The 14113-nt window shown below is 45.9% G+C and carries 17 protein-coding genes; 1 reads left to right on the top strand and 16 read right to left on the bottom strand.

Translation table 11 applies throughout. The annotated features are described in order from the left end of the window. Positions 1 to 28 precede the first annotated feature (28 nt). From M4D81_RS10175 to M4D81_RS10250, 16 genes are all read right to left on the bottom strand, one after another. Positions 29 to 799, bottom strand: a complete 771-nt coding sequence (locus M4D81_RS10175) for a class I SAM-dependent methyltransferase (RefSeq protein WP_260066035.1) — start codon at positions 797 to 799, stop codon at positions 29 to 31. Positions 800 to 853: 54 nt separating this feature from the next. Continuing rightward, complete coding sequence (locus M4D81_RS10180; protein ID WP_260066037.1) at positions 854 to 1693, bottom strand: hypothetical protein; 840 nt, start codon at positions 1691 to 1693, stop codon at positions 854 to 856. A 175-nt stretch (positions 1694 to 1868) separates the two neighbouring features. Continuing rightward, the gene (locus M4D81_RS10185; protein ID WP_260066039.1) at positions 1869 to 2237 is read right to left on the bottom strand and encodes a hypothetical protein; all 369 of its coding nucleotides are present in this window, start codon (positions 2235 to 2237) and stop codon (positions 1869 to 1871) included. A 30-nt stretch (positions 2238 to 2267) separates the two neighbouring features. Further along, entirely contained in the window at positions 2268 to 2936 is a 669-nt protein-coding gene (locus M4D81_RS10190; protein ID WP_260066041.1) for an ATP-binding cassette domain-containing protein, read from the bottom strand. Between the two features lie 14 nt (positions 2937 to 2950). Next, positions 2951 to 4336 carry an ABC transporter permease gene (locus M4D81_RS10195; RefSeq protein ID WP_260066042.1) on the bottom strand — a complete coding sequence of 462 codons (1386 nt, stop codon included), beginning with the start codon at positions 4334 to 4336 and terminating at the stop codon, positions 2951 to 2953. Between the two features lie 86 nt (positions 4337 to 4422). Further along, entirely contained in the window at positions 4423 to 5511 is a 1089-nt protein-coding gene (locus M4D81_RS10200; protein WP_260066044.1) for a sensor histidine kinase, read from the bottom strand. Further along, complete coding sequence (locus tag M4D81_RS10205) at positions 5508 to 6185, bottom strand: response regulator transcription factor (RefSeq protein WP_260066045.1); 678 nt, start codon at positions 6183 to 6185, stop codon at positions 5508 to 5510. The genes M4D81_RS10200 and M4D81_RS10205 overlap by 4 nt, the downstream gene beginning before the upstream one ends. A 137-nt stretch (positions 6186 to 6322) precedes the next feature. Beyond that, the gene (locus tag M4D81_RS10210) at positions 6323 to 6601 is read right to left on the bottom strand and encodes a hypothetical protein (protein WP_071219849.1); all 279 of its coding nucleotides are present in this window, start codon (positions 6599 to 6601) and stop codon (positions 6323 to 6325) included. A 130-nt stretch (positions 6602 to 6731) separates the two neighbouring features. After that, on the bottom strand, positions 6732 to 7277 hold the full coding sequence (locus tag M4D81_RS10215) for an NUDIX hydrolase (protein WP_260066047.1): 546 nt from the start codon (positions 7275 to 7277) through the stop codon (positions 6732 to 6734). 32 nt (positions 7278 to 7309) lie between these two features. Further along, a complete protein-coding gene (locus tag M4D81_RS10220; RefSeq protein WP_260066049.1) occupies positions 7310 to 7792 on the bottom strand; it encodes an 8-oxo-dGTP diphosphatase in 483 nt (160 codons plus the stop codon). Positions 7793 to 7858: 66 nt separating this feature from the next. Next, positions 7859 to 8434: a hypothetical protein gene (locus M4D81_RS10225; protein WP_071219847.1), complete on the bottom strand. Its 576-nt coding sequence runs from the start codon at positions 8432 to 8434 to the stop codon at positions 7859 to 7861. A gap of 57 nt (positions 8435 to 8491) precedes the next feature. Further along, a complete protein-coding gene (locus M4D81_RS10230; RefSeq protein WP_201259373.1) occupies positions 8492 to 8644 on the bottom strand; it encodes a hypothetical protein in 153 nt (50 codons plus the stop codon). 182 nt (positions 8645 to 8826) lie between these two features. Continuing rightward, entirely contained in the window at positions 8827 to 9132 is a 306-nt protein-coding gene (locus M4D81_RS10235; RefSeq protein ID WP_260066053.1) for a DUF4830 domain-containing protein, read from the bottom strand. Between the two features lie 314 nt (positions 9133 to 9446). After that, a complete protein-coding gene (locus M4D81_RS10240) occupies positions 9447 to 10337 on the bottom strand; it encodes a serine hydrolase domain-containing protein (protein WP_260066055.1) in 891 nt (296 codons plus the stop codon). Between the two features lie 142 nt (positions 10338 to 10479). Continuing rightward, entirely contained in the window at positions 10480 to 11256 is a 777-nt protein-coding gene (murI, locus tag M4D81_RS10245; RefSeq protein WP_260066056.1) for a glutamate racemase, read from the bottom strand. Positions 11257 to 11500: 244 nt separating this feature from the next. Next, on the bottom strand, positions 11501 to 13051 hold the full coding sequence (locus M4D81_RS10250) for a tetratricopeptide repeat protein (RefSeq protein ID WP_260066058.1): 1551 nt from the start codon (positions 13049 to 13051) through the stop codon (positions 11501 to 11503). Between the two features lie 243 nt (positions 13052 to 13294). Here M4D81_RS10250 and M4D81_RS10255 point away from each other — a divergent pair, with 243 nt between their 5' ends. Next, the gene (locus M4D81_RS10255) at positions 13295 to 14101 is read left to right on the top strand and encodes a lipase family protein (protein WP_260066060.1); all 807 of its coding nucleotides are present in this window, start codon (positions 13295 to 13297) and stop codon (positions 14099 to 14101) included. Positions 14102 to 14113 lie beyond the last annotated feature (12 nt).

Genomic DNA, 14113 nt, shown 5'->3' on the forward strand with positions numbered 1-14113 from the left:
CTCATTTTACCCATGCAGACTACGTTCATCATTTCCTCGCGGTCAGGATCGGCTGATAGAAGCCCGATTCCGAAGGCATATGCCACATGATGTCGGTAAATCCCGCTTCCTCCAATTTTGTGCTTAACTCCGATCTCAATAAAGCTCTATAGGATGTGCTGTTGACTTGAGTCTTCCATGACCCGTCAATCTCTTGCACAATAAATTGGTTGGTTATATAGCGATGCCCGGCTTCAGCCCAATCCCACACTTGAAAAACGATCCTTTTTCCATCATCCATAACTCGGGGCAACGTGGCACGCTGTTGATTCTGCAGGATCTCGTCATAGTCGCGAATGGACAATACAAGTAAACCATTGCTTCGAAGTTTGGCATAGAAATTGTAGGATGCCTCTCTTAAATCTTCATCAGACAGTAAATGGGGGATCGCATTGTCAGCAGACAGAACAACATCAAATTGCCCAGGGATATCTTGCTCCAGCGAACGGAAATCCGCGACGCCAAAATGAACATGAACCCCCAACTTGTCTGCTTCCTTTTTGGCTCGTTCAATGGATTTGGGACTAAGATCCGTAGCCGTTACGGTAAAATTATGCTGCGCTATTCCCAAAGCCTGTGTTCCTATTCCACATGATGCATCCAGGAGATGAATCGGACCCTCGTGTTCCACTGCGTGTAACGAACGAATAAATCGATTGAAGAAATCACCCTGCCATTGAACCGCCTCATACCAATCCTTAAATATCAAATGATATGTGTCCGCAAGACCTTCGTAAAAATCCAAGCTGGTGTCCTTCAATACAATCCCCTCCAACAAAGCATGTTTTTATACAAGTAATGTTAATAACGGTAACTATGCCATAACCTTCTTATCTCTTGGTTTATCCATTATGGTGGATGGACGACTCCAAAAGTTTTGCGGGTTTCTACTAATTTGTACGCTTTGATGTACAGGTATTTCTCTCATCAGTTCAATTGGAGTAAAGTGCTCCGGCAATAAGGCACAGTAGTCTTTCTCCATACGAGCTTCATAATTGTATTCACTATCAACAGGACTGTAAAACCAAAACATATTTTTGGCCATATAACCTTTATAAAAAATGCTCCAGTCCGTCTCCGTCGATTCACCATTAACCCAGACGGGCTGATTGGAGGAAAGGCGTTCCCGAAATTCCTCTAAACTAAGAGGAATTCTACTATCATCGGTAAGATAGCAATTCCATGAACCATCCATGCAGACCCATTTGCTCAGCGTATTAGAATAAACAAGTGTGACCACGTGGCTATCCAAATCATATGCATCATAGGATCTGCAATGAACTCTTCGAGAATGGAACCCTAGGCTCAAGAATACTTCATTCAAGACGGTAGCAATCACATAGCAATTCATCTGGATAGGTTCTGAATCTGAAAGCCCCAAAACATGTAATGCATTAACTTGCTCCGGCGGCCTCACATTCCCATGTGGAAGCCGTTCATTCACCCATTGCGTTAGATTTTTAATTTGAGATAGCTCATCTCCCGTTCCTGCTACCCGTTCCAAAAGATACTTTTCTCTCAAAAGAGTCAAATCTTCGTGTGAGCTAGGTTGGTACCCATACGCTATACGCTTCTCGTCTGTCTCCATCTCGTATTCTGCTAATTGTAAGAGCTTCAGATAATATTCATGAAATTCTTTCATATACCCAAACAAGAATATCGCCTCAATTCCAAATAGAAGAATTTTCCTTCCCTCTATAATAGATGATTTGTGCTCGGGAAGGAACCAAAAAGAACCTCACCAATGGGAGGTTCTTTTTGGTTCCATTTACTCACGATTGACCCAGGATCCATCCTTGGTCCTGTACTTCTCAATTTCCACACTTCTACTAATTCTGATTATTCCGGAACCACTCTTCAAAATCTTCCCCGTCCGATTCAACGGACCGATCATTGGAGGAAGTAGAGCCCGCCTGCTGCCGTGCGAAAGTAACATGGCTTGCTGGACCAGAAGCATTCCGCTGCAGCATCCAACCGAGAGTTCCCAGGATCACGGCAAACAACACATACTGTGCACTGTTCGCCATATAAAAGTTGACAATATCATACTCGCTTCCGCTTACACTGATCTGATTCTGTTCCATCATGCTGGAAATGTAACCGTGCGACTCCACCGCTGCCCAAGCCGCATACAGCGTTAACAATCCGGCAAGAACGTACAGAACGATGCTGAGGACATGTATTTTCTTTTTGCTCATGATATGTTCAGCCTTTCTATATAAACTTAATTAAGATTTGATATAGAGCAGTTTCCCTTCCGAGAGTCCCCACACCTCGTCTGCTACCGATGTGACTTTTTTGGAATGGGTAACGATAATGACGCATTTACCATGATCATGTGCAAGGGACATTAGAATATTCAACACTTCGGCTTCCGTATCCCGATCCAAATTCCCGGTCGGCTCATCGGCAATGAGAACATCCGGATTGTGCGACAAGGCTCGTGCAATCCCAACGCGCTGCTGCTCTCCCCCCGACAGCTTCAATATTCGACGATCTGCCGTATCCCGGTTGATCCCCACCTTTTCCAGAAGCGAATAGGCAAACGCCTTTTTGTCCTTTTCCTTACTGCCGCTTATATTCATGGACAGCACAATGTTCTCGACGGCCGTCGCCGTAGTGAGCAGATTAAAGCTTTGAAAAATAACGCCGATGCTCTTCGCTCGATAATAGTCGCGGTCGAGCGACTTCAGACTATCTCCTTTATACAAAATCTCCCCGTTCGCACATACGTCCAGGCCAGACAGGAGAGACAGCAAGGTAGATTTGCCAGAACCGGATTTTCCTACAATGGTATACACTTTACTGCTCTCAAACACCACATTGACGTTTTTCAGTACAAGCTGCTTTGCACCTTCATAGCGATACGATACATTTTGCAAGGCCAATACACTCATATTTCATGCGCCCCCTAGTTCCGTTCCATCAAAATTTTGATGGGTTCGTATTTCGTAATTCGGCTAATGCTCATCATGCTGGAGACCCCTGCTAACAGCAGCGCTATAAGTGCAATTTGTAAAAGGGTATCCATCCCCAGCCCGACATCGATTTGGCTGATCGGCGGGGTTGTTACGTTACTCATATTGCTCTGTCCCCCGACCATCAGAAATTTACCGGGTCCGCTTGCGGCCTTTGCCTGTTCCGCTGCTTCGATCTGATTCTGCAGAATGGTGTTAGCCGTAGGCTGCGACAGCGCACTTCCAATGACCAGCCCGACAACAAGGCAGACGGCCGTGATCATAAGCGCCTCGCTTATGAGTCCTGCAGCGACTTTGCCTTTTTTCATCCCCATCGCCCGTAGAACCCCGATCTCATATTTCCGCTCCCTGATCGTGATGGAAGACAACAGCGCAAGGATAATCGAACCCAGAATAATCACAACAATCATAAATGTTAAGAAGATTCCCTTCATCGCTTCGACCGGGCCAACAACCTTGGCATAACTCTCCTCATCGGTGCTTACCGTATAGGAACCAGGAAGCCCTTTGTCACGCAGCTCCTTTTCGAAATCAGGCAATAGATCCGGACTTTTCATGTAATAAGTAGCCTGAATGTTGACTGCACTTGCTGACGATGGATCATCCCCCATCACCGTATCAAAACTCGTCAAAATTTCGTTGCGGCGGTTCATAAAACTCATTTCCATGGGCATGTCCCCGTATTCTGCCGTGGAGTCCAGATAGATTCCGGTAACGGTCAATGTATACGGATCGCCCTCGCCCATCACGCTGTTCACCTCAATCGTATCCCCGACCGAGATATCGTTCAGCTCTGCAAACTCCTTGCTTACGATACTTTCATTGGGCTCCTTATAGATTTCGCCTTCAATGATGGATCTCTGTCCGTCCGAGAATTCGGCAAGGGTCTCCAGGTTAGAGTTTCCCACAAGTTTCATCGTAGGATTGGCTTTGGACGCTCCCCCCGGCCCTTGAAGCTTGATATTTCCACCCTTAAGCTCCTTATCCTGGTCCACCGCTTTGACGGTGTCACTTACACTCGGCACAATGGCAGAGAAGGTGCTCTGACGCAAATATTCTGAATTGGCAAACTCCAAATATTGCTCCGACGTGACTTTTTCATAATCCGCTCCCTTGCTGTACATTTGTTCCAGATCGGGAGCCAAGCTGACTTTGGAGCCAAACTGTGTTTTATAGTCGTCAATGATCCTGCCTGACGTGTTGTTGATAATCAGCGAAATGACGGTCGCAACGATGATGACCAGGACGATGGATCCCATCAGCAGGTTTCGTCCCTTGTTTCGGCCGATGTTTTTCATGGCATGTTGAAAGATGTACATGGTTATCCTCCCTTTTGTTATTGGCCTAAGATGCAGCGAAGCGGTTCACTGCCACCCTGGACAATCCCATTCTAATGAATGCCATGTTAATCTAATGTTAAGGCCTCCGGGAAAATCATATAGAATGTAGTGCCCCTAGCGCCTCTATTCTCTACCCAGCACAATCCGTCGCAGAGCTCGCACACATGGCGTACCAGACTCAGTCCGATGCCGTAGCCGTCTTTCTTGAGTTTGCCGACCCGATACTGGTAATCGAACAGCTTCTCCTGCTCCGCTTCGTCAATGCCTTCTCCTCCATCGGAGACCGATATAATCACGCTGCCCTTCCTGTTGCTTACCGACACATGGATTTCACTGTTCCCGCCATACTTCACCGCATTGGACACCAGATTGGTGACAGCCCGGCTTATCCAGAGCTCCCGCCCGATTATGGTGTTGTTGGCCTCGTCATCAAAATCAAAATGGATGTTCGGGTGCAGCCTCCGATATTCGTCACATACATTAGCGCACAGAAGGGCTGTATCGACCAATTCCATGGTCGTATTTTCTTTGGAGGCACTCAATGTCAAAATATCGTCTAGACTATCCGTAACCTTATCCACCTCTTCCGTCAGCTCCCCATGGTCTGAAAGCTGCAATTTGGCTCGGAGCAAGGAAAGAATATTCTTCTGCTCATGCGTCACGTAAGCGCTAAGCCGGACGTAATCCAGGGTGTACGCTTCGAATTTACTCTTAATCTCCTGATATGCTTTAACAATGGCAGGATGCTGCTCCATGATGATATGTTCCTCGTCCATGCTGCTTAGTTGCTTGGCTAATAGGAGGGCCTGTTTCTCATGCTGGACCTTCAGAATTTTGGACAATACCCAGGTCCCTGTTACCAGTATGCCTACAAGACATAGAATCAAGATAGGAATATGCTGCAGCAGCGCTCCCACATAATAATCCTCCAGGTTTCTCTTGTTGATAATGGACGGTTTCAGATCGAGGAAGGACATGCCGCCAAAACTGCCGTTTTGAATGAGCATTGTCACTTTGTTCATGTTCATCATAAATAAATATGTGGGCAGATTGGACTCGGGGACCGTAATGGAGCTAATGAATAAAATGAATGCAAGAATCAGGCAGGCCGTCACCGTAAGGGAATAATACAAAAGAACTCGGCTGACTTTCATCGAGGTTGTCCGCATAACTGATATCCGTTCCCTTTCATAGTGACCAGCAGCCCCTGCCCACCTTGCAGCGTTAATTTCTTGCGTAAATTCGCAATATGCACCCTTAGCACCGACGAGAACGGGTCAAAAAACTCATCGTACACATGCTCCGCAATCTCCTCGCTGGATACGATATCCGGGCTTCGGCTAGCTAAATACTCCAATATATCAAATTCCTTGGCGGACAATGCGATCTCCATTCCATCTATGTAGGCCTTCCGTGTACGGGGACAGACTCGAATGCGGCCGATATCAATCTCATTCTTCGTTCGCCCATAATAGCGGCGGATGACGGCTTGAATCCGGGCTTCAAGCTCGACAAAATCAAAAGGCTTGATGATATAATCATCGGCCCCCGTGTTTAATCCCAGTGCTCTCTGAACGACTTCATCCCGTGCCGTAACAATAACGATTGGCGTGTCGATATGCTGTTCACGTAGAAAGGAAAGGATCTCCATCCCGTCTTTGTCAGGCAAATTCAAATCAAGCAAAATAGCATCATACCGGTTGGCAAACCCTTTATCTTCACCTTCAAGCCCTTGGTTCGCAACATCGACATGAAACCCGCTTTTTTCAAGCCCAGCTTTCATGACATAGGATAATTCACAATCATCTTCGATTATTAACAGACGCATCTCTTCTACCACCTCCCCTCCATTATACGGTTGCCAATGTTAAATCTACGTTAAGAGGACCTTAAGAGAAACTTACTGCTGTCATAAAAAAGGACCCTGGAGCATCGGCGCTCCAGAGTCTGTGAGATGGCATGGTTTTATTCGAAAATAATAGGAATAAGTACCGTAATCAACAGGGTCAGAACTAAAAATGAAACAGAAAAAATAGAATACCCCGAGTTCTTTCGAAACCAGATTAATCCGATCAAAATGGCAATGAGGGGCAACCCGAGTAAAAAATACAAGATGTATTTCATAGTAATGACGCCTGCTAGATAGTTCATGTAGATTAAAATGCCGATAGGAATCCAGATCACTGCAAGCAAGAGTCCGTAGGAGGTGGGGACCAACGCCTTATGAAGTAATTTGTTCATCATGTTTTTATCTCCGTGATATATTGTAGTTCTGGTTCATTCCTTCGTTCTCGCGCCTCTCAAAACCCGGCCTAGATATATCCTGTTTAGGTCGAGCCATGTGGTGTTCGAGTATTTTTTCTAACGAGATAGATTAAATCGCAATTCCCTCTCCCCGATACTGATTTAACCACGCCTCCCTCATCGCTTCATCCATTTCAATCGAGGAACTGATCGGAAGCGGTGTTTGTTCGACCAGTTTACCGTCCTCATATGTACATCGATGATCATAGCAATTCGAATCATGTAGGATGAGTTCGAGCGAACCCGGTATATTAGCTGCAATTCCAGCATTTGCATCGTCAGTTATCCAGCTCACTGGTTTCCAATCCAATATTCCTTCAGCTGTCGCGATCGGTGTAGGGTAACTGTAATCCTCAGGCACCTCCGCTAGATATAAATACATACCACCCGTAATCGAGCCGTTGATGGACCAAGTCACTACGCCTTTAAAGGTAAGACTGTAATCTTGTATATGTGTCTCTTCCTCCAGCTCACGTACCATCGAGTCTCGCGGGGTTTCGTTCGCCTCCAGCTTGCCCCCCACGCCATTCCAGCACCCCATCCAGGGCGGGGATTTACGATTCAACAATAAAACCTCATCACCGCGCCGAACAAAACAAATATTGTACTTGATCATCTGATAATGGTCCCTCCTCTGGATCGTTGCCCTTATCTCAATCTTCTGATCTTCTCATCGATTGACTTCTGTCCATCCTCATCCCAGACAATAGAGATTTCAAAAGTCCCTTCTTCAAAGAATAGGGGAAATCTTCGTTTAAACCAGGGCTGCATAGGTAGATCCATTGCTTCATCAATCGGTACCCAAACGAGCTCACCTTCCGGTGGATCCGCTAACAGCTTGCCTTCAAAAGAGTCCGCCAAATAATTAAACACCATGTAACGATAGTTTGTTTGAGGAACCACATACTCATCTAATCCTTTGTACACCAGGTTTTTCACGATCAGTCCTGTCTCCTCAAAAACCTCACGCACAGCACCTTCTGAAATACTCTCAGGAAACTCCACTTTTCCTCCTGGACCAAGATATCCGGGAAAACCCAGCTTGTCTGGGCGATTGATTAATAACACTTTATCATCTTTTTGGATCAGGCACATTGTGTACATGCCATAAGTTATAGGGGGGCTAGACATTCATTTTCCTCCATCCTGCAGCTGTAAGCTTGCGTTAGACAAACAACCTCTCTTATGTAGTTACATCTACTGCTCCCTCGAATACAAAAGTGCTCCGCCAGACCCCAGAATAACGAAATGTCGACCAGAAGGCGAAAATCCGCATTTTATTTTCCCATCCAGCCGGTTCAATTCAATCATCGCGGCTTGTTTAAGATATTCATAGTTAGGGACAAATATCTGATCCAATACGACGGAAGCCCTTGGCCACCAAGGGTGAATGACTTCAAGCATCCAACCATCGTGCGTGATGTGAATCCCATCTCCAGACTCAAATCCAAAAATAGAAATGTCCTGTCCGCTCTTCGGAATATGAAAACTCAAGTAATTCTCGCTAATATGATCTTCGGTTACATCAGAATCCCGCTCTCTGTGAATCAAGGTTCCTGACTCGGCTTGCGTAATACTGTATCCATTGCTGCTGATTAGAACAAGGTTCTCATCGGCATCCCACCCGCACGCAATACACCCCGCAGCTGGAATGATAACCTCGTGACGCCAAGGATGCGGCGGTTTCGTAGGTTCTTTGGCCTGTGCCTGGTGCAGCAAATCGATCTCAAACTTCGTTCTGATTTCCTTATTTGAATGTTTAAAAGGATTCATATCAAATACTCCCACATTGTTGTATTAAGGCGAATACGCACCCATGAATAAACAATTTCACGGTTTTGGATGATGGTTCATCTCTTGTATTCTTGTGTTAAGTTCATCCAATGAACGCTGCATGCGTTCCATCCTTCTCAGAGCAGAATACTGATTGCTGATGATCCCGGCCAAGCCAACTATCATAACGATAATAATCAAACCGATCATATTTAGAATGCATCCTTTCGTTCTTAGATTCATCTCCAATAATATTAGTTATCAGGCAGCATAGAATCGCGAACCCATTCGTCAAAACTACTAAACATCAACGTCCTTCGGCCATTCCGCCGACTCCTCATGTTTCCAGGTTAAATGCACCTGCGCATAGATCCTGCAATACATCTCAACATTTACGAAGACGGACTACTACCTAACTCCTTGCGATGAAGAATAGGATTCATAACATTATGATCGATGTGCAATGTTCCATCAGCTTGTTCTGCCTCATAATTAAATACCAAATACCCTCCAATAATTTCATTGCCTGACTCCAGTATAAATCCTACAATCTGATTGTACGTCGCTGTTTTCTCTTGCAGGAAGTACCCTGTCTCTGTAACTTCTTGATCCAAAAATCGGGTCAAATCCACATGACCCAATTCCATGCGACTTAAAGGATTGTAAAGTATAGGCAGCGTATTTGGTTTCGGATGCAAATCTATCAATGCTCCATCCGTAATTCTGCAAGTAGTTAACATGCTGTTCTTTATGGATTTCTATGACGACCCCATCATTCTCTTTATTACAACCAACAAGGATAACTAACAAAAGAATGAAAAATAATTTTAATTTCAATTCCCAAGTCCTCTCCTACATCAGGATTATGAGTATCCGAATGAGAACCCTTTATCATGCTTGGGCCGGACAATAGATTTTGCCCATTGTGTGGGTCCAATTTTACCGCTGGCGTAAAGGTTATCGTCAATGCGTACCGCCCTTCAGTTTATTATTGCACTATCAGCTCTACCTTTTATAACCCCAAACACTCGTATAATGTTTCATTAAACATGGTCTGATCTTCACTATAATTCTCCGTATATTTGTTCAACATCCGAACCCCTACCGCATTGAACTCAGGAATAACTACGCAATGACAGCCGGCGGCTCCGGAAGCATAAAACCATCTTTCTTGAAAATACCATCCGAAAATCCGGTGGTGGTCCTGAGTTTCGGCTCTTAATTGGTTAATCAAACGAAATACTTCAGTAGATAGGAGTTGTTGGTTACGAACAGCTCCTTGGTGTAGCTGCAGATATCCCCACATCGCCAAATCCTTAGCGCTGGCATACAAATTCCGGTCGTAGCCTTCATCGGATTCTATTCGAATGGATGCATACCCATCCGCAGCTTGAAAATCACATACCAAATTGGCATGGGGCACAGACACCCACTCCGAATGATTCAGTTCCAATGGTTTAAATACCCGTTCTGTTATTAATTGAGCGATCGTCTTGCCTGTTATCGCTTTTATTAGTTTTCCTGCGACTTCCTCACGTTCGATTCGCTGGGGACCAAAGTATTTGGCATTGGCTTTAATAGCTAAATCTCGGATGGTCACGCCCTTTAAATCGCTTATTGGCATATCCTTAATAATATCAGAGACAACCGTATCGATGGAGATGTTCCCTTCTGTAACCGCTATGGCTGTTGCCATGCCAACGTATGACTTTCTGATTGAATATAGATTAAACATCGAATCCCTGGTTACCGGCAATGCACCACGCTTAAAATGATGCTGACCAGAATACCATTCCGTTACGACTCGACCATCTTGAATGATGAACAAAGCGGAGGCAGAAGCACCATACTTCTCCTGAGAAGTTTGTGTATATGATATTAGTTTCTCGAAAGGATTGCCCATAAAAGTCCCCTTCTAACATCATAACCCGGCCTTTAGAACGTAGGTCGGGTCATATGTTGTCTGTTATTCTGTTATATTATTTCGTTGCATAGATCGATAACCATTGAGGAAGCGCTGCAAGCGGGTTCAATTGCCAGTTACCCTATCCCTCTATTTCCCTATAAAGACTCAATGCTTTCTTCATCTTCTCTGTGTACTCCATGGATTGCCTCGAATTGAATAGCGTAACATCCCGATTACCGCTGGAGCTGAGCAGATCATTGTCACTTAAAACCTGAATAAGTCTGTTCACGGTTCCTTTACTGCCATCTATCATGCGAATGTGATCCGGCAGCAGATCCGATAAGATGCTTTTGTAAAATGGATAGTGGGTACAGCCCAAGACAATAGTTCCGTACTCATTCATATCGAAGGATTCAAATTGCTTGGTAAAGTAATCCTTCATGACCTTTTGATCGAAATTCAAAGCCTCACAGTGCTCTACCAGCTCCGGAAGAGGCAGGGAGTCCACGATATGCATGCTGTCGACTCGTCGAACCAGATCCCTGTACTTCGATTCCTTTATGGTCAGCGGTGTGGCAAGCACCAGGATTCGCTTCCCGCTGGAACGATTGATTTCGACGGCCGGCTTTACGGCCGGTTCCATCCCGATAACCGGGATCGGATAAGCCTTTCTCAGATCGGAAATCGCCATGCTTGTAGCCGTGTTGCATGCAACGACAATGGCTTTGACTTCTTCCTTCATGATCGTTTCCATCGCATGATGGATGTAAGATTTCACGTCTTCCTTGGCTTTGGTGCCATATGGCACATGGAGGGTGTCCGCATAAAACAAAAAATCTTCCTGCGGCAGCTCCTTCATTGCCTCCGATAACACGGTTAAACCGCCTAAACCTGAATCAAAAAAAGCTATTCTCATGTTTTTCACCTATCGTTGTATGTTTTTCTGTCAGCATCATTACGTAAATGTCCTTATACATTATACTCCACTCCAACAATCCTCGCAGGGCCATCTGTATGAATGGAATCGTAAATGGGATCTAGTTCAAAATACAGAACGACCCAGCCTTATTGTAATCTCAGAGGCCGGGTCGCGTGCGTCGTTCTATGCAATTCCGAGAAAAATACGCAACTTCCTTCGTGAAGATTAAGTAACCCGTGTATTACTCAAAACATTTCAACAGTGCCAAAGCCTCTTCATGATCGGGTTCCAGAACGAGCGCCTCACGCGTGTATTCCAGAGCCTCTTCGTCGAGGCCAAGCTCATAGCAGCAGATCGCCAAGCAATATATAACCGTTGGCACCGGCTCGTCTTCGTCCGTTTCCACGGATTCCTTTAGGAAGAACCTTGCATCCTCGTACATATCCATCTCGAACAGCACCAGCCCCGCGTCCAATGCCAGATCATAACGCTGCTCCATCACATAGTACGATGACCACATTTTGTAGATGCCTGTTCGAATATCCAGCATTTCTTCGTCATTGGCATCCGGCAGCAGATTCGAGATGCGCTTCGCGCTCTGAATGAAGAACTCGGCGTCATACCCGCCCAATCGCCAAAAAGACAAAATTTGCTGCATGCCCATGCTTTCAATATTCCGGTCGATCCATTCCTTCATACTGAAAAATTCATCAGGTCCGAAGCGTTCGATAAATTGGCGGTAAGCGATCCGAGTATTCGCATAACTCATCGGTGCTTCCAGCATGAGGATACAGCCGACGTTAATATTTTTATAATGCTGCGTGGGGAAAATCACATGTGCGCCCCTTTGCTCAAACACATGCTGCAGCGCATGATAATTAGCCGTTAATGAGAAGCTGCCATGGTAAATTAATTGCGGTGGTTCGGCGAACTTCCAATTATCGATATGATGATCTCCTTTATCCGCCGTGAGAAGCATGAAACCCGACGTTGATAACTGATTCAGACGCTCCATGCAGGTCAGTCCCACCTCCGGAAACAGGATATGCGAATCCTCCAGCTCTTGCTGGTAGTAGGCAATGACATCACGGTACGGGTAAGTGTCCTCCTCGTATCTGGGCGCACGGCGGTGCTCGTAGGCCAGTTTCATTCGTTCCAGTGCTTCAGCCGGCTTGAGCTTGTCGTGCTGCTCGGGAAACTCGATGACAACATCGCTCTCGTAAATCTTGCCTTCCCCCACATAGATCAGTTCTTGCGGAATACCGTCAAAGAAATAGTTCGCGACAACCAGCAGCGGCTGTTTCAAATCTCCAGGACATATCGTTGTTTTCGATACCACCAGGTTCAGTTCCGTGTCATGCACGGCATCGAACCTCGCGAAGTCCAGCAGCCCCTGTTCAATATAGGATTGCATGGCAGGGTGTTGACGCCATGCCGCAACATTTTTAATCGGCAAATCCGTCATGACATAGCGGAAAGGGGGCAGCGCTATACCCGCAAAATCTCTCAGCTCGCACAGCTTGTGCAGCACATGATAACCGAGGCGCCCGGCCCCCGCTCCCAGTTCCAGAATCGTAACCGTTTCGGTTAGATCGCCTTGATCGGCACGGTCCCGAAGGAATCCGAATATAATTTCGGCGTAAGCCGTAGCAATCATAGGGTTGCTCGTAATATACTGCGGAACCTGGTCATTATTCCAGGCTTTCATCCCCAGTTCTTCGTAGTAAGTCCGCTGTAGTTCCCAGATGGGTGCTTCACTGAAACGGAAGCGTTGTTGAATATTGTCCGTCATTCTATATAACCCTGCTCTCTATGTATCATTAAAGTACAATCTGATGATGTGCATGCTTATGCACCGGTCGACCAAGAACGTCTATTGAATCGTACCACATAACTTGGTTCTACCCAAACCTTCTCAAGATAATATCCCTTGTATGAGCTTGGGCTTGATGGCGAATGCGCCATTCTTAGTCGTATAGGCACCTTTCCTTCCGCACCCTAATATAGTGTAGGAGAACAGAAGGGCGGGATGTGCATGGGTACGAGCATGGAACGAGAACAATGGGCCATTTTCTTGGCAGCGATCTGCGGACAGACCTATACACAATTCAGCAATACGGACGGCTCATTTGTCCTTCCGCTAAATTATTCGCTCTATGACACCATTGAGGCGAACTCCTTAATCAGCGTGTCCGAGCGCTTTGGGTTTATTCTGGAATCACCGGATGAAATCATTATCGCCTTTCGGGGCACCAGTTCAACAACAAACTGGATTTCTGATGCCATTGCTTCCCAAAAAAACTTCAAATATATTAAAGACTCCTCTCTCACACACCGCGGTTTCACTAACATTTATGCCTCTGCTCGCGGCCAAGTTATGTCGGCACTTAACCGACTCCCTGCACACAAGACACTGTTCATTACCGGCCACAGCCTTGGAGGAGCGCTCGCAACCTTATGTGCAGTCGATGTTGCCGCCAACACGGACCACCAATCCCCTTATGTATTTACCTATGGGTCCCCTCGTGTGGGAGATCCCGATTTTACCAAGGCCTTCGCCAAGTATGTTCGAAACAGCTGCCGCATCGCCAACCTGTTTGACGTCGTAACGCATGCCCCGCCCCACATCTACAAGATGCCTAAACGGGAGAAGAAGTACTATTACAGCCATGTGCATACCCAATGGCCGTTAACCTTCCAGAATGGATCGGTGAGCGGTAATCATGTAATCGGAAGTTATTATGCGGAGCTTGCCAAGCTCCAGCCGGAATTTGCCGATCGCTTAAGTTTGACGAATCCCGAATTCTGTCCCGTTGGAGAATCACCATTGGAGAAGGTTTAAGCTTATTTTTCG

The organism is Paenibacillus sp. p3-SID867 (assembly GCF_025142895.1).
Lineage (GTDB): Bacteria > Bacillota > Bacilli > Paenibacillales > Paenibacillaceae > Paenibacillus_AQ.